This is a genomic window from Marivita sp. (genome assembly GCF_022763305.1).
Lineage (GTDB): Bacteria > Pseudomonadota > Alphaproteobacteria > Rhodobacterales > Rhodobacteraceae > Marivita.
In genome coordinates this window covers 37,974-63,377 of the sequence record NZ_JALEGT010000051.1, presented here as the reverse complement: position 1 = coordinate 63,377, position 25,404 = coordinate 37,974, and the positions used below count along the sequence as shown (strand labels likewise).

Here is a 25,404-nt window from a genome sequence, read left to right as displayed (position 1 = left end):
GCGATGAAGCGCGTGGTCATCACCGGGGCGGGCACAGTCAACGCGCTGGGACTGTCCGTGCACGACACGCTCGAGGCGATGCGCGAAGGGCGCTGTGGCATCGGCCCTTTGGTGTTCCGCGATGTGGAGCGGTTGGCGATCCAGATCGGCGCGCAGGTGCATGATTTTGACGAAACCGCGCATTTCAACCGTCAGCAATTGTCGCTCTATGACCGGTTCACCCAGTTCACCCTGATCGCCGCCCGCGAAGCACTGGCGCAGGCGGGGCTGGAGTTCTCTGGCGAGCTGGCTGCGAAATCCGGTGTCGTGCTGGGCAATTCCGGCGGTGGCATGACCACGCTCGATGAGAATTACCGCAGCGTCTACGAAGAGGGCAAGAACCGGGTCCACCCGTTTGTCGTGCCTAAGCTGATGAACAACGCCGCCGCAAGCCATGTGTCGATGGAGTTCAACCTCAAAGGCCCGACCTTCACAGTGTCCACCGCCTGCGCCTCAAGCAACCACGCCATGTCCCAGGCCTTCCAGATGGTGCATGGCGGGCTGGCCCCGGTCATGATCACCGGCGGGTCCGAATCCATGCTCTGCTTTGGTGGCGTGAAGGCGTGGGAAGGGCTGCGTGTCATGTCCAAGGACGCCTGCCGCCCCTTCAGCGCCAACCGCAACGGCATGGTGCAGGGCGAAGGCGCAGGCGTCTTCGTGTTCGAGGAGTACGAGCACGCCCGCAAACGCGGGGCCGAGATCCTGGCCGAAGTGGTGGGGTTTGCCATGACCTCGGACGCCTCGGACATCGTGATGCCGTCCAAGAACGGCGCCGCGCGCGCGATTGCCGGCGCGCTGCATGATGCCAAGCTGAACCCCGAAGACGTGGGCTATATCAATGCCCACGGCACTGGCACCGCTGCCAATGACAAGACCGAATGCGCCGCCGTAGCGGATGTGTTCGGGGCCCATGCCGACCGGCTGATGATCTCGTCCACCAAGTCGATGCACGGGCACTGCATCGGGGGCACCGGCGCGATCGAGCTTCTGGCCTGCATCATGGCCCTGCGCGACGGGGTCATCGCCCCCACCATCGGCTACGAGGAACCGGACCCCGAATGCGCGCTCGATGTGGTGCCGAACGAGGCGCGCGAGGCCAAGGTCGATGTGGCCCTGTCGAACGCCTTTGCCTTCGGAGGGTTGAATTCCGTGCTGGCGCTGCGGCGGGTCTGAGGGTGCATCGAAGGATGTAAGACCGCTTCGAGCCCAAACTACCGCGCCCGCGTCGAACCTTCACCGCGCGTGCCTTCGTCCGTTCCCAGCCCATTTCGCCGTCCGCAACTTGTCGAGACTGAAGTAGTTGTCCGGCCCGGTGTTGAGGTCGTAAAACAAGCCGGCCCCTATTATTCCTCCCCGTTCGAGAGCTACCCATTCTGCCCAGCCACGCTGCCCCTCCCTGGGTGGTAACTCGATCCCCCTGCGCGATGTCGGCCTCCCAAGGCCCGCGCGCGACGCATTTTCAGTGCATCGGCTCCTCAACTGCAAAGGTGGGACGCCCTTCGGCGTTCTTCACGACACAGGCTGCGGCGGGTCCCGCATACAGAAGTGCCTGCGCAACGACCTGCCGAAAACCTTTGGGGAAGTACAAATCGCCGACAGTGGACATTTTCGTACCTCGCTGATCGCGTGCGGGATCAGTACTCTTTGAAATCAGACAGATTTGGATTTGTGGCGCATCACACCACGTCGATATGCCGAGCGCGCGTGTAACCGGTCAGCCCCGCCTCGATAAAGGCATCTGACAAGGCGTCGCTGACGATGCGTCTGTAGTCCAGTTGCGGATCGGACCATGCATGGGCATCGCCGATGGCCTCGGCGCTGAACACCGCCTTACCGTCCGGATGGCGGCGCGGATTCAGACCGTCCCAGAAACCCATCGGCCCGGGATAGGGCGGGTGGATCAGCGTCGGGTGCAGCCCCTTGATCGCCCGGTGGATGATCCAGATGTAATGCCCGGTCTCAGGTTCGCCCGATTTCCATTCCATCGTGATCGGATGAAACCCATGCACGCCCGGCTCGAACCGCTCGACGATCTCGCGGAACTTTTCGGACACGATGAATCCGATCCGGCACCCGACGACATCCGCCAGCCTGCGCCGCCGCCCCGAAGGCCGCGCCCGGGTCGGCAGATATGTCGTGTCGATGGGCCGCCCGCAATGGGTCGCTTCGAGGGCATCCGGCGGGTTGATCCCGACATCAACATATGGGTCCAGAACCGACAGCTTCATGTCGTCGCCATCGAGGAATTTGAACGTGGTGGTGTAGTGTCCCACCGTTTCCGAATTGAACACCCAAGCCAAGTGTCATCTCCTTAAACCACGTCGTCGTGCCGCGTTCGGGTGCAACCGCTCAAAGTCTCTTGTGCCGGGCTTCGACCCTGAAAACAACGCCATTCCCGTCAGACATCTCACACCACTTCAGAAACCGACTCCTCCCGTAGCCTCTTTACAAAGGTCTCCGGCGATCTTGCCACGCGTCCGGGTTCCAAGCTCTTCACCTTGCCAGTAAAGCGTTCCAACGATGTCTTTTCCTTAGAGCGTCGGCTGGCAAGCTTATGAAACCGACGTGCCATCGCTGACCCCGAAGCCCGTCAGTTTTCGACCATGGGTCCGATTGACTGGTCCCTGTACTCACCCGTCGGTCGGCAGGGACGCATTTTGCACTTGCTGCGAATGGCCGGAACGTCCCGCACATCGGCCATTCGCTCCTGACGTGACCGTACGAGGGCTTTCCAAATCCTTAACCGCTTGCACCGCATACCCCCGCCCACGATGCGCATCGAGCGGGTAGGGTCACTCCCAGGCCGCGAACACAGAATGGACCTCTCTTGATCCCCGTCAGGGGTGACCATGAGAAACCGGTTTCAGAAGGCCCCGACAGGGGCACAGGTCCCGGGGATAGCCCCGGCAGCAGGCAAGAGAGCGTCAGGCCAAGGAGCGGCGCCGCCTCCTTTACGACCAGATCAGACGAGACAGAGCGACCCGGCAGAGCCTCTGCCTGGTCCGGCAAACCTGTTGACCGGAATGCTTTGCGCTGCGGCTGCAGAGCCATTGCACTTTCCACAAACCCGTGGCCATCTGCCACCATGACTTTTGCCAGCCGCATCACCCGTCTTCCCCATGCCTATGAGCCCGAACAGGGCGCTGATGCGCTCAGGGCAACCCCTTGGGCGACCGGGGATGTGGCAAAGCTGATCCATGGGGCGGGCGGGTGCAGCCCTTACCTCAAATCGCTAATCGACAAGGAAAGCGACTGGCTCGAAGGGGCGCTGGACGATCCCGAAGCCGCGCTTCTGCACGAGCACGCGACTCTGCGGGCCACCGCCCCAGATGGGCTGCCCGCACGGCTGCGTCAGGCCAAACGGCGCGTCGCGCTCCTGACCGGGCTGGCCGATCTGGCCGCGGTCTGGCCGCTCGAGACCGTCACACAGGCGCTCACGGATTTCGCCGATCTGTCGGTGCATCTCGCCCTGCGCGCCACCACCCTGCACGAGATCAAACGCGGCAAGCTGCCCGGCCAGAACGAAGACGATGCGGAACAGGCAGGCGGCATGGTGGCGCTGGCGATGGGCAAGATGGGGGCGGGAGAGCTGAATTACAGCTCGGACGTGGACCTGATCTGCCTCTTCGACGAGACCCGCTTTGACCCGGCTGACTATCACGAGGCGCGATCCGCCTTGGTGCGGGCGACGCGCAAGATGTGCGCCATGCTCAGCGACCTGACGGGCGACGGCTACGTCTTCCGCACCGATCTGCGGCTGCGGCCAGATCCGTCAGTGACTCCGGTCTGCCTCGCCATGGAGGCCGCCGAGCGCTATTACGAAAGCCTTGGTCGGACCTGGGAACGCGCGGCCTATATCAAGGCGCGGCCCTGCGCGGGGGACATCGCGGCGGGCGAAAAATTCCTCAAGACCCTGACGCCCTTTGTCTGGCGCAAGCATCTCGATTTCGCCGCCATCGAAGACGCGCATGACATGGTGCGCAAGATCCGCGACCACAAAGGGCTGGCCGGGCCGATCACCCTGCCGGGGCACAACATGAAACTGGGGCGCGGCGGTATCCGCGAGATCGAGTTCTTCACCCAGACCCGCCAGATCATTGCCGGGGGTCGCGACCCCGACCTGCGGGTGCGCGGCACGGTGCCGGGGCTGGCGGTGCTGGCCGACAAGGGCTGGGTGCCTCAGGATGTGGCCGACACGCTGACAGGGCATTACCGCGCCCATCGCGAGGTCGAACACCGCGTGCAGATGCTGCGCGATGCGCAGACCCATGACCTGCCGCAATCAAACGAGGGGTTCGACCGGCTGGCCGCCTTCATGGGCACCGACCGCGCGTCGCTGCATCGGGACCTGCGCACGCGACTCGAGGAAACCCACGCCCTGACCGAAGGCTTCTTTGGCGGCGACAGCACGCCCTCAAAACGCAGCGCGGTGCCCGAGGAGTTGGAGAACTCGGAAATCGTGTCTCGATGGCGCACCTATCCCGCGCTGCGCTCGGCGCGGGGCAGCGGTATTTTCGAGCGGCTGCAACCCGAGATCCTTGGACGGCTCGCCAAGACCTCGCACCCGATGGAGGCGCTCATGGCCTTTGACGGGTTCCTGAGCGGTCTGCCCGCCGGGGTGCAGGTGTTTTCGCTCTTCGAGGCCAATCCGCAGCTGATCGACCTGCTGATCGACATCGTGGGTGTGTCGCCCGACCTTGCCCGGTATCTGTCGCGCAACGCGTCGGTGTTCGACGCGGTGATCGGCGGGGATTTCTTTTCCGACTGGCCGGGGCGTGACGCGTTGCAGACGGCGCTGGCCGATCTTCTCGCGCGGGAAGGCGATTACGAGAACAAGCTCAACACCGCGCGGCGCTGGGGCAAGGAATGGCACTTCCGGGTTGGTGTCCATCTTCTGCGCGGGTTGATCGGGGCCGAAGAGGCGGGCACGCAATATGCCGATCTGGCGGATGCCACGCTGACGGCACTTGCCCCCGAGGTGCAGGCCGAGTTCGCGCGCAAGCACGGCCCCTGTCCGGGGCGCGGGGCCGTTGTGGTGGGCATGGGAAGTCTAGGCTCGCGCCGCTTGCATTCGCGGTCCGATCTGGACCTGATCGTGATCTATGATCCGGGCGAGGCTGAAATGTCCGAAGGCCGCCGCCCCCTGGCGACCCGGACCTATTACGCGCGGCTGACACAGGCGCTGATCACCGCCGTGACCGCTCCGATGGCCGAAGGGCGGCTCTACGAGATCGACATGCGGCTGCGTCCCTCGGGCAATCAGGGGCCGGTGGCGACCAGTCTCGACTCCTTCCGCAGTTATCAGAAATCCGATGCCTGGGTGTGGGAGCATCTGGCGCTCAGCCGGGCGCGTTGTGTCGCCGGACCCGACGCGCTGATGCAGGATGTCGGCGCCGTTCAAACCGAGGTGATGGCCGAATCCCGCGACCGTGATGAGGTGTTGCGCGAGGTGGCGATCATGCGCAACCGGATCGCGGCGGCCAAGGGCGAGGGCGGGCCATGGGAAGCCAAACTGGGGCAGGGGCGGTTGCAGGATATCGAACTTGTGGCGCAGGCTGCCGCGCTGATCGCCGGTGGTCCGCTGACCACGGTGCCCGATGCTTTGGGTCGTGGTGCCGCCTGCGGATGGCTGTCACAGGACGCGGCGGAAACGCTGAGCGCGACCTACAACCTGTGCTGGGCGTTGCAGATCGGCTCGCGGCTGATTTCCGAGACCACGCTGACGCCGGATCGGGACATCAGCGCGGCGTCGGAGTTTCTGTGCCGGATCACCGGAACCAACAGCATTGACGCTCTGCAGGCGCTTCTGGACGATCATACCCGGCGCGCGGCGGATGTGATCGCCGCTGCCTTACCCGATGTGAGTGACGAGGAGTGAGCCATGCGCAAGGGTGACGCCACCGACCCCAAGGGACTGATCGCCGAGGCCTTCAAGATCGACGGGATCACCTACGAGGAGTGCCGGTCGATCTTTCTCGACTGGGCGCTGGCGGTGCCGGTCGATGCGGACAGTCAGACGCTGATCCGCACCCTGCTCGAGCGTCATCCGGTGGCGGGTCACCCGATGACGCAGGTGCTGACGGAAGGGCTGAGCGCCGCGCAGACGCCAAAGCGGCGGGGCGGCTGGAAAGGGCGACGCAGCTGATAGCGCGAGGGCGGTCAAGGTCAGTTGACCAGACCGTGTCGCTGCGCGTTGACCAAAGCCTGTGTCCTGTTCGCCGCGCCGAGTTTCCTGCAGATCGAACGGTCCCGCAGTTTGACCGTGGATTCCGGCAGGCTGAGCGAGTCCGTGATTTCCTTGTTCGACATGCCGACCGAGATTTTCTCCAGAACCCGGATTTCGCAGGGGTTCAACAATGACGGATCGGGGGCGCCGTGCCCGCGCGCTGTGGACCCGAGGTCGGCGGGGATGAACATCTGACCCGTCAAGATGAAGTCCAGAACGCTTTCAAACGCCTGGAACGACAACGTCTTCGGGACGAAGCCAAAGGCCCCGACGGCGACGCATCGATCGATGAATGCCTTGTCGGCCTGTGCCGCGAAGAGAACGACCTGCACGGGTGCGCAGAGCTCTGCGATATGGGCAACGTCCCGGACGGTCAGCGGTTTTCCGAACTGGGTGTCGAGGAGAATGATGTCGAACGGGGGCGTTTCCGGGCAGTTCAGCAGATCCGTTGCGGCAGACAGGCTGGCGGCGCAGGACACGACGTATTTGCCGGTGGCGCTCAGGGACGTTCTGATCAGGTCGGTGAGAAGCGTCTGTTCATCCAGAATCAGCACTCTCTTGGCGGCATGAAGCATGCCCAATACTCCGGATACACTTGTGAAGGGGGTAAAGTGTTTGCACTGGAATGAGCCTGCGCGGACGAACGAAATCCCGCTTCGGCGATACGGTGTACTGCTAACTCTATAGTTGTTTTATCGCACGGGCGGCAGCGCAATTCTGCTCTGAGTCAGACCAAAATTCGAGACTGTTTGGACCGTTTGGTCTTTGCTGTGCGGCACGGAGCGGGAGCAAAGCGTTGCTTCAGGGAGAGCTGATCATTCGCGGTATGGGCGAGTTGACCCGGGGCAGCCCGGAGCTGCGACGGAAAACAAGGCGATCCCGATCCGGCACGCCATGAGTGACGCGTGCAGGCGCGCTGCTTGCTGGACAAATCCATGCCGCCGTCTAACCTCTGACCGACTCAACAGGGTAGGACGATCAGACCAATGAAAACCCCAATGAAAACCGTCGTGACTTCCGCATGTCTTCTTGCTGCCACATCGTCGGTGGCTCTTGCTGCCGGGCATAGCAGCTGTGCCGCCGGGCTGACGCTGGAAGAGAACGTCTTGACCATCGCCACCGGCAACCCGGCCTATTACCCTTGGGTGCTGAACGATGCGCCCGAAAGCGGGGAAGGTTACGAAGCAGCCGTGGCCTATGCCATCGCGGCAGAGCTTGGCTTCGAGGCCGACGCGGTGAAATGGGTCCGCACCTCGTTCGACGAGGCGATCCAGCCGGGAGCCAAGGATTTCGACTTCAACATGCAGCAATACTCGATCACACCCGAGCGCGAGCAGATGGTCGATTTCTCGCTGCCCTATTACACCTCGGCCATGGCGGTTCTGACGACGCAAAGCGTGGTGGATGCAGGGGCCACCGCGACGCTCGACAGCCTCAAGGGGCTGGTCTGGGGCGCGGATGCCAACACCACGGCACTGCCGAAGCTGACCGAGATCGTGGCGCCCGAGAAAGACCCTCTGTTATACGGTGACAACACAGACGTGACCGCTGCGATGCAGGCCAACCAGATTGATGCTGCGTTGTTCGATCTGCCAACCGCACTTTATCTGTCGGCGGTGGTGGTCGAAGGTGGTGTGATCCTTGGTCAGTTCCCGGCAGAACGGTCCGAGAACCCGGATCAGTTCGGTCTGCTGTTCGAGGACGGCAACCCGCTGCGCGACTGCGTCAACACGGCGATCACCGCGCTGACGGAAAGCGGCAAGCTGGCCGAGATCGAAGCCACCTGGTTGCAGGATGCCACCGGCGTTCCCGTGATCGAGTGACATGACCGATCAGACAAGCCTGCCACGCGGGTCAGCGCCAGCGCTGACCCGTCGCCAAGCCTATGAGCAACGTCTGCGGCGACGGTCGATCACCATCGCGGCAGGATCGACGTTTGCGGTGATGCTGGTGGTTGTGCTGCTGGTGCCGCTGGCCCCCGGCTGGGACGCGGTGAAACGCAGTTTCTTCAACGGCGAGGTGTTTGCGCGGACCTTTCCGGGACTGCTGGATGCGTTCCTGATGAACGTCGCCATCTTCCTGTGGTGCGCACCGATCATCGCCGTTCTGGGTCTGGTGATCGCGCTTTTCCGCGATGTGCGTTCGCCCGCGCTCTATCCGCTGCGGCTCTTCGGGGCGATCTATACGGACGTGTTTCGCGGCTTGCCGGTGATCCTCGTGATCTACCTGATCGGGTTCGGCATTCCCGGACTTGGCCTGCCACGCCCGTGGAATTCGCCGTACATCTGGGGGTCATTGGCGCTGATCCTTGTCTACGCGGCCTACGTCGCCGAGGTGATCCGCTCGGGCATCGACTCCATCCATCACAGCCAGCGCGCGGCGGCGGCCTCGCTCGGTCTGTCGGACGGCGAAACCATGCGCTATGTCGTGCTTCCGCAGGCGATCCGCAACGTGGCCCCGGCCAATATGAACCTCTTTATCGCGCTGCAGAAAGACGTCGCACTTCTCAGCTTCATCGGCCCGGTCGAGGTGTTTCGGCAGGCGGGGGTCTACAAGTCGCTGCTTGCGAACTTCACGCCCTATGTCGGCGCGGCGGTGATCTTTCTCGCGCTCACCATCCCGGCCACGCGGTACGCCGATTACCTGATGAACAAACAGCGGCGGCGGCAGAGCTGATGGCGAAACTGGACCTGCAGGGCGTCACCAAGAGTTTCGGTGACAACCCGGTCTGCCGGGGCATCGACCTGACGGTGGACGAGGGCGAGATGGTCTGCCTCATTGGCGCGTCGGGGTCGGGCAAGTCCACGCTGCTGCGCTGCATCAACCTGCTGGAACCCATCGACGACGGGCGCATCCTGCTGGATGGCGTGGACATCAGCGAACCCGGTCTGAACCCGCAGCCAATCCGCGCGCGTATCGGAATCGTCTTCCAGTCGTTCAACCTGTTTCCGCACATGACCGCCGCCGAGAATGTCATGCTCGCCCCGCGTCGGGTGCTGGGCAAGAGCCGCGATGTGCTGGAGGCACCCGTCAAGGCGCTGTTCGAGCGGTTCGATCTGGGGCAGCGGATGCACCATTACCCGGATCAGCTTTCGGGCGGTCAGCAGCAGCGCGTCGCGATCATCCGCGCGCTGGCGATGCAGCCCGAGATCATGCTTTTTGACGAGATCACCAGCGCGCTCGATCCCGAGCTGGTGGGCGAGGTCCTGGACGTGCTGCGCCAACTCAGGGCCGAAGGCATGACGATGATCCTTGCCACGCATGAAATGGCCTTTGCCCGCGAACTGGCCGACAAGGTCTGTTTCCTCGACGCCGGGCGCATCCTCGAGGAAGGACCGCCCGAAACCCTGTTTTCGGATCCGCGCGAAGCCCGCACGCGCGCCTTCCTGAAGCGCGTGTTGTGATCCCGCGCAACACCATGGACCGGACGGCGCCACCGCAGAATGGCGCCTCCGAACCCGCAAGCCGCAGATCTACGGACAATGCCGTTCTGGGCATCCTGATCAGCATCGCGGCGCTCGTGCTCTTTGACCTGATGGGTCTGATCATCAAGCACCTTTCGCCGCGCTACAGCGCCGCCGAGCTGTCGGCCTATCGCAACCTCTTCGGGCTGGTGCCAAGCTTCATCGCGCTGTGGATGACGGCCAGCTGGCGGCAGGGCGGGCGTCCGATGCGCATCCGCCAATGGCGGCTTGCGGCGCTGCGGGGGGCGGCCGTGACCTTTGCGCAGCTGATGTTCTACCTGTCGCTGGGCATCATGGCCTTTGCCACGGCAACAACGATCTCCTACACGACCGCGCTCTTCACCACTGCCTTGGCGGTGCCGCTCCTGCGGGAACGGGTGGGCTGGGTGCGCTGGTTCGCCGTGGCGGTCGGCTTCGTCGGGGTTGTCCTGGTCCTGCGCCCGGGAAGCGACGCGTTCACCTGGGCTTTGCTGCTGCCGGTGGGGGCGTCCTTCCTCTACGCGTTCAGCGGTGTGACCGCGCGGCTGATCGACCCGGACGTGCCGACCCCGCTGTTCAATCTCTATTCCTCGGCCATCGCGGCACTGGGCTCGTTCACGCTGGCACTGGCAGTGGGCGGGTTCACCCCGGTCGCCAGTGCCGAAGACCTCGCCTTCATTGTCCTGATGGGCCTCTTCGGTGGATCGGCGGTGCTGTGCCTCGTGGTGGCCTACCGGATGACCGAGCCCAGCAACCTGGCACCGTTCAGCTATTTCGGCATCCCCATCGCGTTCCTGCTGGGCTGGGTCTTCTTTGACGAAGCCCCGGTGGATGATCTCTGGCCGGGTGCGCTTCTGATCGTGATCGGCGGGCTGATGATCGTGTATCGCGAACGCCGGATGCGGCGTCCACGTCCGACAGCCAAGGACTGAGCCAAAAGAAAAGGCCGCCCGAAGGCGGCCTGTCCGACGAGGTAACGTCGGTGGGTCTTACCCGTTCGACGCCGCCGGGGCGGGGGCCGGCGCAACAGGCTTCTTGCCGCCGTTGAGCGGATCGTCCTGACGCTGCACCGAGCCTTCGAAATGGGCGCCGGATTCAATTGCGATGGTCTTGTGGATGATGTCACCTTCGACGCGCGCCGTCGCGGTCAGGCGCACCTTGAGGCCGCGCACACGGCCCACGACGCGGCCGTTGACGACGACATCGTCCGCCACCACTTCGCCCTTGATCGTGGCACTTTCGCCGACGGTCAGAAGATGCGCGCGGATGTCACCCTCGACGGTGCCTTCGACATTGATGTCGCCGGTGGTCTTGAGGTTGCCCGTGATGTGCAGGTCGCTCGACAGGACCGAGGCCGCAGGCTTGGCCTTGGGCGCGGAGGCCTTGAACTCCGTTGCGGTGCGCGACGGATCAGGCATGGCCGGTTTCGGTGCGCTCGCCTCGTCAGCCTTGGGGCCGGGCTCATTGATTTTGCTTTTAGAAAACATCGTTTGCAGCCTTGATGTAGATCATGGGGTTGACAGGTTTGCCGCCGACACGGACTTCGTAATGGAGGTGGGTGCCAGTGGAACGTCCAGTGTTCCCCATAGCAGCAATTCTGTCCCCGCGCGAGACCCTTTGACCCACTGTCACGTAGAGTTTTGAGTTGTGGGCATAGCGGGTCTCGATGCCGAACTCATGCTGTATCTTGACGAGCCTACCATATCCTGACTGCCAGCCTGCGAACGTCACAACACCGTCCGCCGTCGCATAGATCGGTGTGCCATGCGCACCGGCGAAATCGGTGCCCGCATGCAGGCGGCCCCAGCGATATCCGAATCCGCTGGTAAAGCGGAACGAATCCTTGATCGGCATGGCAAAGGGCGCCTTTTCCGCCGCGATCCGGTAGAGGTTCAGGCGGTCCATCTGGTTCAGGATGCGGTTGGCGCGCAGGATGTCCTCGGACGGGTCTTCACCCCGGGTCGAGAAGCTGAGCGGGGTCAGCGGGCCACCCTGACCGGAATAGCCACGGCGCACCTGGTCGAGAATGCGGTCGGGGTTCATGCCCGCCGCTTCGAACATCTTGTCGAGCGGCGCGACGGAGACTGTCATCGCCTCTTCAAGCTGACGGAAGATCGTATCGTTCTTCTCTTCCATCAGGCGGATTTCGGTGGCCATCTCGTCGGCGCGGATCAGCGCGTCCTGTGCATCGGCCACGACCTGATCGCGCTCTTCGGCCGTGCGGGCCAGTGCGGCGGACAGGAAATCCAGCGTCGTGCTGTCGATGCTGTCGGCCGAGGCGACACCGGTTCCACCGGCTTCGATCTCGCTCATCAAAGAGGCCAGTTCGGTGCGCACGTCCTCGCGCGCGCGGATCGCGTCGCGCAGCTTCAGCTGCACCGCCTCGAGCCCGGCTTCCAGTTCGGCCTGCCGGGTTTCGGCTTCCAGCAGCTTGGTCTGCATCACCGACACCTGTTCGAGCGCGGTGTTGAACCGTTCCTGCGCGGCAATCGCCTCGGCGGCGCGGGCATTGCGCTCTTCCGACAGGATGTTCAGGCGCAGCTGATAGGTCTCGAGATCACGGCGCGCCTGTTCGCGGAAATTTCCCGATCCGATGGAGTCCATCAAAAGCACCGCAGTCGCGATGATGCTCCAGGCCAAAACAAGAGAGGCGCCCCCGAACGCGAGCGCCTGTGTGCTGGATTTCAGTCGGATGAACCGGGTGTCGGTGTCGGAGCGAAGGAACAGACGGCGTTCCGGAAAAAAGCGTTCGAGTGTGGCATGCAGTTTGATCGCAAGACGTGTGCGCACCTGTATGTTCCTCTTTCCCGTCCCTAGGTCGCGCCTCTCAAGCCCCAAACTCCGGGCGCGTATCTGTTACGGCTCTAAAGACCGATTCACGAATTGGCAACGTTTTTGGACCAATGTTGCGCCCGCGCGCGCGAAGGCTTGCCGAATTGGCAAGATTTCGCCGATCTTCTCGGGGCTTATGATGCGATGCTCAATTGCAACAGCGCCAAGATCGCTCAGAGCGTTTCGGTCAGCGGCCAGTAGAAATCCGGCGGCAGGCCCGCCTCGGCGCGTTTTTCCTCGTTGAAAGGCGGCTTGAGTGCGCCCTTGAAATAGCGCCGGACAAGGCTGTGAAAGGCGTCCTTCGGGTCTTCCTCATGCCGCCCGCAGAGGAAATGAAACCATTTCGAGCCGTAGGCGACATGGCCCACTTCCTCGGCATAGATCGTCTCAAGCGCGGTCACCGCGCTGTTGGCATCGGCCTTGCGGAAGATCTCGATCATGCCCGGTGTCACATCCAGCCCCCGCGCTTCGAGCACCATGGGCACAACGGCCAGCCGCCCCATGAAGTCGTCCACCGTATCCTCGGCGGCGCGCCACATCCCGGCATGGGCGGGCAGGGCACCGTAATAGCTGCCCATCTCTTCGAGGCAGTCGCACATCAGGTTGAAATGCTTGGATTCCTCGTCCGCCGCCTTGACCCAGTCGTCATAGAACCCCATCGGCATTTTGATCTGTGCAAAGCGTGGGATGATGTCCCAGTGCAGATCGACCGCGTTCAGCTCGATATGTGCCACCGCATGCAGAAGCGCGATGCGCCCCTGCGGACTGCCGGGCTTGCGCTTGGGCACATCGCGCGGGTCCAGCAATTCCGGCGCGTCCGGCCGGGACGGGCGCAGCGGTGGCGTAGCGGCGCCGATCTCCAAAGCGGTGCCTGCCTCCCGCGCGGCGAACCATTGGCGTGCGTAATCCCGCGACTTCGCGGTCTTGGCACGTCCGTCTGCGGTGGTCAGGACATCCACTGCCATGTCACATAAGGTCATCATGGCCCCTCATTGCGCGCTGGGCGTTGAAGTTCAAGCCGATGACCTGTGCTTCTCTGGTTTGCAAATACTTCGGGAGTATGAGGGCAGAGCCCTCATGCGCGCCGCAGGCGCGCGCCGGTCGGATCGGGCGTGGCCCGATCCGATCCAAAATGCATCAAAGCGCCTTTGCCGCCTCGAGCACCTCTTCGGCATGGCCCGGAACCTTGACCTTGCGCCAGGCCTTTGCGATCCGCCCCTCGGCATCGATCAGGAAGGTCGACCGTTCGATCCCCATGAATTTCTTGCCGTACATGGATTTTTCCTTCCACACGCCGAAATCCTCGGACGCGGAGCCGTGCTCGTCCGAGATCAGTGGGACCGTCAGCTTCTTCTTGGCCATGAATTTCTCATGGCTTTCCAGACTGTCCTTCGAGATGCCGAACACCTTGACGCCGATCTGGGCGAATTCGCCATCCAGCGCGGTGAAGGCCTCGTTTTCCTTGGTGCAGCCCGAAGTGTCGTCGCGCGGGTAAAAAAACAGCACGACCGGCGTGCCGCGCAAATCCTTCAGCGAAACTTCGCTGTGATCGCCGCCCTGAACCGGCAGGGTGAAGTCCGGAGCCAATTCCAGTGTATCGCTCATGGCGCTATCCTTTATGAAGATGAAAACGGATCGGGGAGATCCCCGGCTGACCAGAGAATAACGCAAAAGGATGCCGCTTCCAGTGACGGAGACGGAACAGCCCACGCAACCGCAGATGTCGCCGTCGCGCAGTCGGCGGGCCCGCTGGGCGGTGTCGATGATGCTGGCGCTGCTGCTGGTCACACTCGGGACCGGCTGGGCGCTGGTCGGGCGCAGCCTGTCGGCCCCTGACTGGGTGCGCGACACGGTGGAAGAGCGGCTGGCCACAGTGTTGCCGGGATTCCAGGTGCTCTTCGGGGATGTGCAGCTTCGGCTGGAGCGGGATGGGCGCACGCGGGTCATCCTGCTGGACGTGGACATCCAGACGGCGGCAGGGACGCCGGTCGCGGTGCTCTCGGATATCGAGATCGGCCTTGCCCTGCCGGACCTGATCCGGCGGCGGGTGGTCCTGCGCGACCTGAGCGTGAGCGGCGCCTTCGTCACACTCACGCGCAACCGGGCGGGGCAACTGGGGCTTGCCCTGGGGGACGCCTTTGCGGTGGATGGCTCCGCGCCGGACGTGCCGACGCTGGTGGCGCAGATCGACCGGCTGCTGATGGACGAGCGGCTGGCGCGGCTGCAATCGGTCGAAGCCAGCGCATTGACCCTGCGCTTCGAGGATGCCCGGGCGCGGCGTGGCTGGACGGTGGATGGCGGCCGGTTGCGGCTTGACCGCGCGGGGGATCAGCTGCGCCTGTCGGGGGATTTCGCCCTGCTGGGCGGCGGGGCCACGGCGACCCGGTTGCAGCTGGATGCCGCATCGACCATCGGTGAGACCGACGTCGCCTTCGGCGTGTCCCTCGACGACATGCCCTCGCAGGATATTGCCACTCAAGGCCCGGCGCTGGCCTGGCTCGGGGCGCTCCGGGCGCCGATCTCGGGATCGCTGCGCGCGGCGATGCGCGCGGATGGCTCGCTCGGTCCGCTCAATGCCACGTTGCAGATCGATGCGGGGGTGGTGCAGCCGACACCGGACACACCGCCGATCCCCTTCAACGCCGCGCGCAGCTATTTCACCTATGATCCGGACCGTTCGCAGATCAGTTTCAGCGAATTGTCCGTGGACAGCGATCTGGTGCGCGCGGTCGCGGATGGGCGCGCAACGCTGGCCGATCTGCGCGATGGCATCCCGTCCCAGATGCTGGGGCAGGTGCGGTTCAGCCGGCTCGAGGCCGCGCCCGACACGCTCTTTGATGTGCCCCTGTCGATTGACCGGGCAGAGCTTGATTTCCGGCTGAGGCTCGCGCCGTTCGAGCTTGATCTTGGCCGCGTGTGGATCGACGACCCGCAGGTGCCGCTGCGCATGTCCGGCAAGTTGCGCGCGTCGCAGGACGCCTGGGACTATGCGCTCGACGGCAGTTTCGGGGCGTTGACCCCCGAGGCGCTGCTGCATCTCTGGCCGGTGGCTCTGGCCCCGCGCACCCGCGACTGGGTGGTCACCAATATCGAGGGCGGACAGATCCGGCGCGGTCAGTTCGCGCTGCGCTCGCAGGACGAGCCGCGGCCCGTGATCTATCTTAATGCGGCCTTCGATCAGGCGCAGGTGCGGTATGCGCGCAGCCTGCCGGTGGTCGAACAGGGGGCGGGCACGCTGACCCTCAACGACGACCGCTTTGCGGTGCGCGTCACACGGGGACGGATCACGCCGGAACAGGGTGGAGCCATCACCATCGACGGCAGCAGTTTCGTGATCCCGGACACACGGCAGCGCCCGGCGGACGGGCAGATCACGCTCTCGGGCGCGGGCAGCATCGAGGCACTGCTGTCCTATCTCGACAGCGAGCCGATCCGGCTCATGCAACGCGCCCGGAGGCCGGTGGACCTTCTGGCGGGGCAGGTGCGGTTCGACGGCACGCTCGACCTGCCGTTGCGGCCCGGGGTTCGGTTGCCCGATATGCGGCTTGCAGTCCAGGGGCGCGCGACCGAGGTGGCGAGCGATGCGATCGTCCCCAATCGCAGCCTGACCGCCCGCGCTCTGGACGTGTCGGTGCGCAATGACCGGTTGCAGGTGTCGGGTCAGGCCGCACTGTCGGGCGTGCCGTTCGAGGGGACATGGACCCTGCCGATCCCGGAGCCCGGCACCGCGCAGATCGGCAGCACGGTGGACGGGGTCGTGACCCTGTCGCAGGCGGCGGCGCAATCCTTTGGCGTGGCTCTGCCCGAGGAGATGGTGAGCGGGTCGGGTCCCGCCGATCTGCGGGTCGATCTGAAACCCGGCGCGCCGCCGTCGTTCTCGCTGACGTCGCGTCTGTCCGGGATCGGCCTCTCGCTGCCCCCCATCGGCTGGACCCTGCCGCGCGGAACGGCGGGCACGCTGGAGGTGGCGGGGGTTCTCGCCCAACCCGCCCGGATCGAGCGGCTGGTGCTGGCGGGGCCGGGGCTGGAGGCGCAGGGCAGGATCACGCTGAACGCTGACGGATCGCTGGACAGCATCGACCTTGAGCGCGTGCGTGCGGGCGGATGGCTCGATGCGCCGGTCGTGCTGACCGGTCGCGGCGCCGGTGTGCCGCCCGCAGTGCGTATTGCGGGCGGGACCGTCGATCTGCGCAACGCGCCTTTCGGTCGGGGCGGCGGGGGTGGTGGAACCGGCGCGCGTGTGCCGTTGACCCTGGCGCTCGATGCGCTGCAAGTGTCCAACAGCATCCGTCTGACGGACTTCCGGGGTGATCTGCAATCCGGTGCGGGGCTGAGCGGCAGCTTCACCGCCAGCGTCAATGGCGCGGCGCCCATCGTGGGCGAAGCCCTGCCGCAGGGCGGCGCAACGGCGTTTCGCATCCGGTCGAACGATGCGGGCCGGGTGATCCGCGAGGCGGGCATCCTCAAAACCGTGGCCGGAGGCGACATGACCCTCGCGCTGGCGCCGGTGACCGGACAGGCGGGCAGCTATGATGGCGCGCTGGACGTGGTGAACACGCGGCTCCGGGATGCGCCGGGCATTGCGTCCTTGCTGGACGCGATCAGCATCGTGGGGCTGCTTGACCAGCTTGAAGGGCCGGGCATCCTCTTCACCGAGGTGGAGGCGCGGTTCCGCCTGACTCCGGATCAGCTGATCCTCACCCGGTCGAGCGCGACCGGCCCGTCGATGGGGATTTCGATGGACGGGACCTACAATCTGGGCGCCGGGATGCTCGACCTGCAGGGTGTGCTGTCGCCGATCTTTTTCCTCAACGGCATCGGCAGCATCTTCACCCGCAAGGGCGAGGGGCTGATCGGGTTCAACTTCAACCTCACGGGGCCGGCCAATCAGCCGAATGTCAGTGTGAACCCGCTCTCGGCGCTGACGCCGGGCATGTTCCGCGAGATCTTCAGGCGGCCTGCGCCGCAGGTAGGGGAGTAGGCGGGGCTGACGTGTGTCCCAGTCGGGCAGGGGTCGGGGATGCGGGGCGAAGGAGAAGTCCATTCCTCAATGTGGCCTGTGGATCGAACCAAGGCCATGGAAGCGGCCCAGTAAATATGTCATGCCTTGGGCAACCCGGGGATGACGTTTTCATGTCCGAGGTATTGCGGACACTTCACATGACTGACTTGGCACGCCCCCAGTTCGAACGTCTCTGGCCGACCCTTCTAATGACACTGACGCTTCCCGGCGCGGAACAGGCGAATGCCGTGCTGGCCCCGATGCTGCTTGCAGAGGATACCGGGACCCAGGACCTGACTGTGCGGTACCTCGATCAGGACATCTTCGGCCAATCGCATCCCGCCATCGGCTGGCTGCGCCAATGCTGCCACAAGGCGGTTCTTGATTATGCCGCCGAGCTGAACATGAGCTATCGCCCTGAGTTCGATATTCAGGGCTGGGCGAACATCAACCGGCGCGGGGACTATCACAACCTTCACAACCACCCGCATTCCTGGCTGTCTGGCACCTACTACGTGCAGGTCCCAGATCAATCCGAGGCGATCCGCAATCGGAGCGATCTGAATCCGGGTGAGATCAGCTTTTTCGATCCGCGTCCGCAAGCCAACATGAATGCGGTCAGGGATGATGGTCAATTCAACCCAGAGTACAGGCGACTGCCGAAGCCCGGTGAATTGTTCCTCTGGCCGAGTTTTCTGCACCACCTTGTCCACCCCAATCTCGTGGACGAGCCACGCGTTTCGATCTCGTTCAATGTCGTGCTGACGCGGAAGGTGCTCTGACGGAGCGCCCGGTCAGGACGGGGCCTTTCGGCTCACTCCTGCCATTTGCGTCATTCTGAGCGAAACGTGCTCCGTGCTTTTGTTGCCTCCGCAAGTTCGGTAAGGGCTGCGGCCACAGATGCAGCAGCGGACCGGACCCATGAAACTCAGCGATTTCGATTTCCACCTGCCAGACGACTTGATCGCCACGCGGCCTGCCTCGCCCCGGTCGTCAGCGCGGCTCTTGCATGCCGAGGCGGGGGGGATTGCGGACCGGATCGTGAACCAGTTGCCGGAGATCCTGCGGCCCACGGACCGGCTGGTGCTGAACGACACGAAGGTGATCCCGGCGCGGTTGTTCGGTGTGCGGCACCGTGTGGGCGAGGCTGGCGCGACCGAGGCGAAGATCGAGGTGACGCTGCTTGAGCCGCAGGCGGACGGGACATGGTCGGCGCTGGTCAAACCACTCAAGAAGCTGCGCGAGGGGGAAGAGGTGGTGTTCTCGTCTGACCTGACGGCCATCCTCGAAGGGCGGAGCGACGGGCAGGGGCTGCTGCGGTTCAATCTGACGGGCGATGATTTCGACGCGGCGTTGGCCGAGGCGGGGGCCATGCCCCTGCCGCCCTACATCGCGGCCAAGCGGCCCGCGGACGAGAAGGACAAGGAAGACTACCAGACCATCTGGGCGCGCAATATGGGCGCGGTGGCGGCACCCACGGCATCGCTGCATTTTGACGAGGCGCTGGTGGCAGCACTGCAGGCGCGGGGGGTGGGCATGAGTTTCGTCACGCTGCATGTGGGCGCGGGCACCTTCCTGCCGGTCAAGGTCGAGGATGTGACCACCCACAAGATGCACGCCGAATGGGGCCGCGTGTCCGAGACAGCCGCCTCCGAGATCGCCGCGACCAAGGCGGCGGGCGGGCGGGTGATCCCGGTGGGCACCACGGCGCTGCGGCTGATCGAGAGTGCTGCGCGCGGGGGCAGTATCCAGCCGTGGGAGGGGGACACCGACATCTTCATCTATCCGGGTTTCAGGTTCCACGTGACCGACGGGCTGATGACGAATTTCCACCTGCCCAAATCCACGCTGATGATGCTGGTTTCGGCGCTGATGGGGCAGGAGCGCGTACGCGAGATCTACGCCCATGCGATCGAGAACCGGTACCGGTTCTTTTCCTATGGGGACAGTTCGCTGCTGATCCCGTAGGCCTGTCCCGTCTGCGGCATGGCATGTCGGAATTCTGTCGCTCTGGTTCTTGCGATTGTGATCCTGCTGCTCTAGCCCAGACGCAAGGCCACGCGAACGGACAAAGGGACAAGACATGCTGACCGTGATCCGAACCTCCTGGCCATTGCTGCTGGGCATGCTGCTCTTGATGCTGGGCAATGGCCTGCAGGGGTCGCTGCTGGGGGTGCGCGGGTCTTCGATCGGCTTTTCCTCGGTCGAGATGTCGCTTGTGATGTCGGCCTATTTCGCAGGGTTCCTCATTGCGTCGCGGGTGACACCCATCATGATCCGGCGGGTGGGCCATGTGCGGGTCTTTGCGGCGCTTGGGTCATTCGTGTCGGCGGCGCTGCTGCTCTTTCCGACGATCCAGGATCCGATTGCGTGGATTCTGGGACGCGTTGTGATCGGCTTCTGTTTCTGCGGTGTCTACGTGACGGCGGAAAGCTGGCTGAACAATTCGGCCACCAATGAAACGCGCGGACAGGCGCTGTCGGCTTACATGATCGTGCAGATGCTGGGCATCATCATCGCACAGGGCCTGCTCGTGGTGCCGGACCCGTCGGGATACCTGCTGTTCGTGATCCCGTCGGTTTTGGTCTCCATCGCCTTTGCGCCGATCCTGCTGTCGATCTCGCCCACACCGGCGTTCGAGAGCACCAAGCGGATGACGCTGGTGGAGCTGTACAAGACCTCGCCTTTGGGTTGTGTCGGCATGTTCCTGATGGGCAGCGTCTTTGCCGCGCAGTTCGGGATGGCGGCGGTCTATGCCACCGAGGCCGGGCTGAGCATCGGGCAGATCCCGATCTTCACGGCGGCGTTTTACGTGGGTGCGCTGCTTTTCCAGTACCCGGTGGGCTGGCTGTCGGACCGGGCGGACCGGCGCAAGCTGATCGCGCTGTCAGCATTGATCGCGGGGCTTGCTTCGGTCATGGGCATGGTGCTTGGCGCGAATTTCTACATCCTGGTCGCCGCAGCCTTCCTGATCGGGGGGCTGTCGAACCCGCTCTATTCGTTGCTCATCGCCTATACCAATGACTTCCTTCAGCACGAGGACATGGCGGCGGCGTCTGCCGGGCTGCTCTTCGTGAACGGGGTCGGGGCCATCACGGGCCCGCTCATCATCGGCTATGCGATGCAGGTGATGGGACCACCGGGATATTTCATCCTGCTGGCCTTTGTCCTGCTGACCCTGACCGGGTACGCCATCTACCGGATGACCCAGCGTCCTGCGCCTGCAGCCGAAGACACCATTGCCTACCAGGGCATGATGCCCACCGCATCGCCGGTCACGGTCGAGATCGCCTCGGAATGGGCCATCGAAACCGCCGAGGCGGAGGCCGAGGCCCAGGACGAAGCTGCTGCCAAACCGGACAGCCCTGCGACGTGATGTCCACCAACCGCCGAAAAAAGCGTCATGTGTCGGCCCTGACATCAAAAGTGACTGTTGCGCGATTCTTTTCTTGAGTAGCGTCGGCCAAGGTCTTGGGGGACTTTGCGCAGGGTCGGGAGAGAGTGATGATCACGCCTGAGGACGTTTTGGGGTTCTGGCTCGACGAGGTCGGGCCGGAGGGATGGTACAAATCCGAAGAGGCGCTGGATCAGGAGATCCGTGACCGGTTCGGCGCGGCCTGGGAGGGTGCGATGGAGGGCCGTCACGCGCTGTGGCTGACCTATCCGAGCGGCGCGCTGGCGTATATCGTCCTGCTGGACCAGTTCCCGCGCAACATGTTCCGCGGTTCGGGCCGCGCTTTTGCGTCGGACAAGATCGCGCTGGCGGCGGCAAAGCAGGCGATCGGCAAGAATTGGGATCTCCGGATCGACGAACCCGCGCGGCAGTTCTTCTACTTGCCGCTCATGCATTCCGAGAACCTCTGTGATCAGGATCGCTGCGTTCGCCTGATGCTGGAACGGATGCCGTTGCAGGGGGCCAGCAACCTGCTGCACGCCCGGGCTCATCGTGAGGTGATCCGCAAATTCGGCCGCTTTCCCTATCGCAACACCGCGCTGGGCCGCAATTCTACGGCGACCGAACTGACCTACGTCAACGGCGGAGGTTATGGCTCGACTGTGGAAGAGCTGAAAAAGGCGGGGTGATCCCCGCCTTTCTGCTATCCTGACCTTTGCCTGCGCGGGTTTACTTCGACGCGTTGAAGATCTTGTCGATATTGGCACCGAGTGCCGCGTTGAACTCTGCATCCGACTGCTGCTTGGACAGACCTTCCGCCAGCGCGCGCGAAAAGCTGGCAATCATCTTGGGGTTCCGGGCCAGACGTTCGCAGGCGTCATCGGTGCTGTAACCACCCGACAGGGCCACAACGCGCAGCACTTTCGGGTGATCGGCCAGATCGACATAAAGCCCGTCTACTGTCGGGATGGTGAGTTTGAGCATCACCGTTTCGCCATCGCCCAGAGCGTCGAGATGTGCCGCGATTTCCTGTTTCAGGATCGCTTCGGCCTCCGCCTTGGTGGGGCTGTTGATGTCAACTTCGGGTTCGATGATCGGCACGAGGCCTGCGTTACAGACGGTCTTGGCGACCTCGAACTGCTGGGCGACCACGGCCTTGATGCCGGCGGCATTGGCCTCGTGAATGACCGAGCGTTCCTTGGTGCCGAAGACGCCCATGGCCTTGGCATCGGCCAGCAGTGCCTCGAGGCCCGGCATCGGCTTCATGATCTGTGCGCCGTCTGCCTTGTCTTCCAGACCCTTGTCGATCTTCAGGAACGGCACCACGCCGCGGTTCTCCCAAAGATAGGTGGGCACCGGCACACCTTCGACCGTATCGCGCATGGTGCGCTCGAACAGGATCGCGCCCAGCACCTTGTCCGAGGTGAAGTCAGGCGCGGTCATGATGCGGCAGCGCATCTCGTGGATCAGCGAGAACATTTCCTCATCGCCGTTATAGGCGTTTTCCTCGATGCCATAGAGGCGCAGCGCCTTGGGGGTGGACCCGCCGCTTTGGTCAAGCGCGGCGATAAAGCCTGCGCCGGTCTTGATGCGGTCTGCCATTGCGGTGTCGGTCATGTGAGATCCCCAATCTGGAATGGTGTGGTTGAGGCTGTCCTAGATCAGCCTTTGTCAAAAAGATAGAGGTTCGCCAGACGGTTAGCGCTAACCTTTCGCGCCTGTGTCCGGTCTGCGCCGAGGCTGCGCCCTCAGCCAGATGCCATCGCGGGCACGCACGGTGAGATGGGCGACGGGGTGGGGCGGTTTGCCGGGGACGGGTGCGACTTCGACCGCACGCAGGAGCAGCGACAGAAGCAGCGGGCCCTCGGCCATTGCAAAACCCGCGCCGGGACAGACGCGGGGGCCGGCGCTGAACGGCATATAGGCGTCGCGGGCGGATTGGCGGGTGTCGTCGGATTGCCAGCGGGTCGGGTCGAAGGCGTCGGGATTGTCCCACAGCCGTATGTGGCGGTGCAGGTGCCACGGGCTGAGCACAAGCTGCGCGGCTTTCGGGATGGCGCGTTTGCGGAAGGTCTCGGGCCGTGTGGTTTCGCGCACCATCATCGGGACAGGCGGGTACAGGCGCAGCGTTTCGCGGAACACGTCGCGGCTGGTGGTCAGGCGTTTGACCTCTTTCGGATCGGTCAATGCGGCGGCTTCCAGCGCGATCCGGTCCTGCCAATCGGGGGCTGCTGCACAGCAATAGAGTGCCCAGCCCAAGGCGCTGGCGCTGGTCTCGTGACCGGCGAGGAAGAAGATCGCCACCTGATCGACCATCTCGGCTGCGGTAAAGCATTGCCCGGTTTCGGGGTCGGGGGTGGTCATGATCCGGGTGGCCAGATCATCGGGCGCGGTGCCGTTTGCGATGGCCTCGCGCCGTGCGTCTACCAGTTGCGTGATAAGCGCGCGGATGCGCGTTGCGGCGCGTTTGGTCTCGGGCCGGTGAAATCGCGGGAACCAGCGGGGCAGGGGCACGAAGGCGGCAAGGTTGAGGATCGGCTGGCTGCGTTGATAGGCGCGGAATTCGTGGAAGACCTGGGATGCAATGGCGTCTTCGATGGGGATGGAAAACAGCGTGCGGAAAATCACGTCGGCAGCGGCGTGGCTGGCGATTTCCTCGATCTCGATCTCGATCTCTGTGCCTTGGCCGATCTGGTCCAGCACACGGGCCACCATTGCCTGACCGGCGTCCCACATGGCGGGCAGTGACTGCGTGAGGCGTCCACGCTCGAAAGCCGGGTCGATGATGCGGCGCTGGTGGTCCCAGACGGGGCCATTGGTCAGGAAGACCGATTGACCGAGGAGCGGACGCAGACCTTCTCCGATGCGGTCGGATTTCGGAAAATCGCGCGGCCGGTCGCGCAGGATGGTCTGCACCAAACCGGGATCATTGGCGAGGTAGGAGCGAAAGAACGGCGTGCGGAACTCGGCCATCCACGCGCCGTAAAGCCGTTCGGGTTGGGCCGACAGGATGTCCTGCCGGAACAGTTTCAGATAGCGACAGAGCGACACGCGGTCGGGGCGCGATATGGGTTTGGGCGGGATCACGGGGCGGTGTTCGTGTATTTCGACACCGGCACGTCGATCCGGCTGGGCGAGGGCGCGCGGGTGGCGTAGCGCTGGCCAAGGGTGCGCGGGCCTGCGGTGATCTGGAAATAGTCGTAGTCGAGCGGGTTCTCGAAGGCGCAGAGATACTGGAAATGCAGCTTGAAATACTGCCGTCGCTGCGCTGCCCACCGCTCTGGCGCCATCGTTCTGGAAAACTGCGCCGAGAAAACCACCGGCCATTGCTTGTCGAGGGTGGCAACACCCGACACGCCGACCGGGTCACAGAGCGGAAAACAGCAGCCGTCGCCCTGGGCCGTGACGTCGATCCAGACGATGTCGTCCTGTTCCGACAGAGCTTGCAGATCGCGGCGCAATTCCCAGGCGTCGGGCAGGAAAGACACCATGGGGATCACATGGCCGATGCTGAGGAAGGATAGCGCAGGGCGCGCGGGCAGGTTGGGGTTGTCGCGCAGGATGTCGGCAAGGATCGACACGGCGAGATGCGCGCCCGAGGAATGGCCGACGACCAGCACCTCGTCATAGTCCTGAAGAAGGGCGGTGCCGATGATGCCGCGGAACTCGTCCAGCCGGGTCTGCAGCGCGGGCGGAGTTGCGCCTTTGTGGCCTGCGGAAAAGGCGTAATCGTGCATCAGGTAATAGGCATAGATGCGGCGGTCCTGCGCTTTGAACCAGCGCACGACAAGCACAACGATGACGAAGAACGGTGTCCAGTAAAGCAGCGATGTCGTCCAGTTGAGGATCGCACCGGGGCCGATGGCCCAGAGGGTCGCGGCCCCGAACAGGGTGCTGAGGCCCCAGCCCACCAGATGCGCGGCCAGCAGCGCCGCCAGCAGTTGCAGGATCAGCACGCCGATGGGGTAGAGGGCTGCCGCCAGCGGGCCTTTGGGCAGCACAGCAAGTCGGCGCAGGGTGCCGCTGGCGATGTAGATCCAGCTTGTGCGGATCAGTTGCCAATAGGTGCCGGGAATGCTGTTCGACATGCTGTCGCGCACGATGTCGGACCAGAGCAGGACCTCGAAATCGGCGGTGACGCGGGTGTCGTAGATCAGGGCCGAGGCGTGCCAGCTATAGGTGCCACCCTGCAGGCTGGCCTCGACATGCAGACCGTAGCCCGAGATCTCGGCCTGCTTGGCCCCTTCGGTGCGGTACAGTTCCCGATACCGGCGGGGCGGGAACGGGTCGTAGCCGGGAATGTAGAACACCTTGCGGCGGCGCACGGTCTGGGGCGAGGCGGACATGGGCGGACTGCTCTTGCTTTTGGGCGAGTGTAACAGTGCCGCAGAAATGCGCCAAATGTTTGGTGCCCGTCTGGCGCAGCGGGTGGTTCCGCCGATCCGGGCCGGCGGAACCGATCATCGTG

The 25,404-nt window shown here is 64.1% G+C and carries 21 protein-coding genes; 12 read left to right on the top strand and 9 right to left on the bottom strand.

The genetic code is table 11. The features are described 5' to 3' along the window. The first annotated feature begins 3 nt into the window (after positions 1–3). Positions 4–1,212, top strand: a complete 1,209-nt coding sequence (locus MRY75_RS09615; RefSeq protein WP_292307307.1) for a beta-ketoacyl synthase — start codon at positions 4–6, stop codon at positions 1,210–1,212. A gap of 503 nt (positions 1,213–1,715) precedes the next feature. Here MRY75_RS09615 and MRY75_RS09610 read toward each other — a convergent pair. After that, a complete protein-coding gene (locus MRY75_RS09610) occupies positions 1,716–2,330 on the bottom strand; it encodes a DUF1629 domain-containing protein (RefSeq protein WP_366934923.1) in 615 nt (204 codons plus the stop codon). A 794-nt stretch (positions 2,331–3,124) separates the two neighbouring features. On the opposite strand from MRY75_RS09610, the gene MRY75_RS09605 reads away from it, so the two are divergent. Then, positions 3,125–5,917 (top strand): glutamine-synthetase adenylyltransferase, encoded by a 2,793-nt coding sequence (locus tag MRY75_RS09605; protein WP_292307304.1) that lies wholly within the window; start codon positions 3,125–3,127, stop codon positions 5,915–5,917. 3 nt (positions 5,918–5,920) lie between these two features. Further along, positions 5,921–6,184, top strand: coding sequence for a hypothetical protein (locus MRY75_RS09600; protein WP_292307302.1), 264 nt, complete (start codon positions 5,921–5,923; stop codon positions 6,182–6,184). 20 nt (positions 6,185–6,204) lie between these two features. On the opposite strand, the gene MRY75_RS09595 is transcribed toward MRY75_RS09600, so the two are convergent. After that, a complete protein-coding gene (locus tag MRY75_RS09595) occupies positions 6,205–6,840 on the bottom strand; it encodes a response regulator transcription factor (RefSeq protein WP_292307300.1) in 636 nt (211 codons plus the stop codon). 423 nt (positions 6,841–7,263) lie between these two features. Here MRY75_RS09595 and MRY75_RS09590 point away from each other — a divergent pair, with 423 nt between their 5' ends. Genes MRY75_RS09590 through MRY75_RS09575 form a run of 4 tightly spaced genes read left to right on the top strand, consistent with a single transcriptional unit; the run spans position 7,264 to position 10,640 of the window. Next, positions 7,264–8,088 (top strand): ABC transporter substrate-binding protein, encoded by an 825-nt coding sequence (locus MRY75_RS09590; protein ID WP_292307298.1) that lies wholly within the window; start codon positions 7,264–7,266, stop codon positions 8,086–8,088. A gap of 1 nt (position 8,089) precedes the next feature. Next, the gene (locus tag MRY75_RS09585) at positions 8,090–8,941 is read left to right on the top strand and encodes an amino acid ABC transporter permease (protein ID WP_292307297.1); all 852 of its coding nucleotides are present in this window, start codon (positions 8,090–8,092) and stop codon (positions 8,939–8,941) included. After that, positions 8,941–9,669, top strand: coding sequence for an amino acid ABC transporter ATP-binding protein (locus tag MRY75_RS09580; RefSeq protein WP_292307295.1), 729 nt, complete (start codon positions 8,941–8,943; stop codon positions 9,667–9,669). Before MRY75_RS09585 ends, MRY75_RS09580 begins: the two co-directional genes overlap by 1 nt. A gap of 14 nt (positions 9,670–9,683) precedes the next feature. Further along, positions 9,684–10,640, top strand: a complete 957-nt coding sequence (locus tag MRY75_RS09575) for a DMT family transporter (RefSeq protein ID WP_292307294.1) — start codon at positions 9,684–9,686, stop codon at positions 10,638–10,640. Between the two features lie 57 nt (positions 10,641–10,697). Here MRY75_RS09575 and MRY75_RS09570 read toward each other — a convergent pair whose 3' ends face one another. From MRY75_RS09570 to MRY75_RS09555, 4 genes are all read right to left on the bottom strand, one after another. After that, positions 10,698–11,195 carry a polymer-forming cytoskeletal protein gene (locus tag MRY75_RS09570; RefSeq protein ID WP_292307292.1) on the bottom strand — a complete coding sequence of 166 codons (498 nt, stop codon included), beginning with the start codon at positions 11,193–11,195 and terminating at the stop codon, positions 10,698–10,700. Further along, complete coding sequence (locus tag MRY75_RS09565) at positions 11,185–12,498, bottom strand: M23 family metallopeptidase (RefSeq protein ID WP_292307291.1); 1,314 nt, start codon at positions 12,496–12,498, stop codon at positions 11,185–11,187. The genes MRY75_RS09570 and MRY75_RS09565 overlap by 11 nt, the downstream gene beginning before the upstream one ends. Positions 12,499–12,713: 215 nt before the next feature. Then, positions 12,714–13,523, bottom strand: coding sequence for a ferritin-like domain-containing protein (locus MRY75_RS09560; protein WP_292307289.1), 810 nt, complete (start codon positions 13,521–13,523; stop codon positions 12,714–12,716). 154 nt (positions 13,524–13,677) lie between these two features. Continuing rightward, complete coding sequence (locus MRY75_RS09555; RefSeq protein ID WP_292307288.1) at positions 13,678–14,145, bottom strand: peroxiredoxin; 468 nt, start codon at positions 14,143–14,145, stop codon at positions 13,678–13,680. A gap of 82 nt (positions 14,146–14,227) precedes the next feature. Here MRY75_RS09555 and MRY75_RS09550 point away from each other — a divergent pair, with 82 nt between their 5' ends. The 5 genes from MRY75_RS09550 to MRY75_RS09530 all read left to right on the top strand — a co-directional run bounded on the left by MRY75_RS09550 (position 14,228) and on the right by MRY75_RS09530 (position 21,625). Next, on the top strand, positions 14,228–17,521 hold the full coding sequence (locus MRY75_RS09550; protein WP_292307287.1) for a DUF3971 domain-containing protein: 3,294 nt from the start codon (positions 14,228–14,230) through the stop codon (positions 17,519–17,521). A 179-nt stretch (positions 17,522–17,700) separates the two neighbouring features. Then, the gene (locus MRY75_RS09545) at positions 17,701–18,324 is read left to right on the top strand and encodes a 2OG-Fe(II) oxygenase family protein (protein WP_292307285.1); all 624 of its coding nucleotides are present in this window, start codon (positions 17,701–17,703) and stop codon (positions 18,322–18,324) included. Positions 18,325–18,463: 139 nt separating this feature from the next. Next, complete coding sequence (gene queA, locus MRY75_RS09540; protein WP_292307283.1) at positions 18,464–19,510, top strand: tRNA preQ1(34) S-adenosylmethionine ribosyltransferase-isomerase QueA; 1,047 nt, start codon at positions 18,464–18,466, stop codon at positions 19,508–19,510. A gap of 115 nt (positions 19,511–19,625) precedes the next feature. Beyond that, the gene (locus MRY75_RS09535) at positions 19,626–20,918 is read left to right on the top strand and encodes an MFS transporter (protein ID WP_292307282.1); all 1,293 of its coding nucleotides are present in this window, start codon (positions 19,626–19,628) and stop codon (positions 20,916–20,918) included. A gap of 128 nt (positions 20,919–21,046) precedes the next feature. Then, entirely contained in the window at positions 21,047–21,625 is a 579-nt protein-coding gene (locus MRY75_RS09530) for a DUF924 family protein (RefSeq protein WP_292307280.1), read from the top strand. Positions 21,626–21,665: 40 nt separating this feature from the next. Here MRY75_RS09530 and MRY75_RS09525 read toward each other — a convergent pair whose 3' ends face one another. The 3 genes from MRY75_RS09525 to MRY75_RS09515 form a co-directional block, all read right to left on the bottom strand. After that, a complete protein-coding gene (locus tag MRY75_RS09525; RefSeq protein WP_292307278.1) occupies positions 21,666–22,553 on the bottom strand; it encodes a fructose bisphosphate aldolase in 888 nt (295 codons plus the stop codon). 87 nt (positions 22,554–22,640) lie between these two features. Then, entirely contained in the window at positions 22,641–24,023 is a 1,383-nt protein-coding gene (locus tag MRY75_RS09520; protein WP_292307276.1) for a cytochrome P450, read from the bottom strand. Next, entirely contained in the window at positions 24,020–25,282 is a 1,263-nt protein-coding gene (locus MRY75_RS09515; protein WP_292307274.1) for a hypothetical protein, read from the bottom strand. Before MRY75_RS09515 ends, MRY75_RS09520 begins: the two co-directional genes overlap by 4 nt. Positions 25,283–25,404 lie beyond the last annotated feature (122 nt).